The sequence below is a fragment of the Neisseria sp. P0021.S007 genome (assembly GCF_051956855.1).
Genome location: NZ_JBQCXA010001488.1, coordinates 1 through 474 on the forward strand (window position 1 = coordinate 1; position 474 = coordinate 474).

The following is a 474-nucleotide window of genomic DNA, read 5'->3' on the forward strand; positions in this document are numbered from 1 at the left end:
ACGGGTGGGGGGTTTACTGGGGTTGCTGAAGTTATTGGTGGTGGGAGGTGTGGATGTTGCGTGCATTATGTCCACGGTGTGGGCGCAGTTGCAGGCCATGAGGTCATCTGTAAACGTTGTGTCGACAGTGTTGACGGTAAAGGCTGGTAAAGGCGTTGTGCTTAATTGTTTGGTCTGGGGTAGGGGCTGTCTGAAAGCTTTGGTGGTGGGTTTTTGGGTGGTTTTTGTTTGTTGGGTTTGTTTTGTGTGGTGGGTGGGTTTTGGGGGGGGGTTGGGGTTTGTGGTTTGGGTGGGGTGTGGGGTGGGGTTTTGGGTTGTTGTGGGGTGGGGGTTTGGTTGTGTGGGGTGGTTTTTGTTTTGGGGGGGGTTTGTTGGGGGTGTGGGGGTGGTGGGTGGTTGTTTGTTTGGGGTTGGGGTTGGTTGTTGTGGTTTTGTGTTTGTGGGTTTTTGGTGGGGTGGTGAGGTGTTTTGTGT

At 53.6% G+C, this 474-nt stretch carries 1 protein-coding gene; it reads right to left on the reverse strand.

Annotated elements, in window-relative coordinates; all coding sequences use genetic code 11:
* Positions 1-161: 161 nt before the first annotated feature.
* The coding region (locus tag ACTHUR_RS19855) for a hypothetical protein (protein ID WP_440400510.1) at positions 162-474 on the reverse strand (313 nt) is incomplete at its 5' end.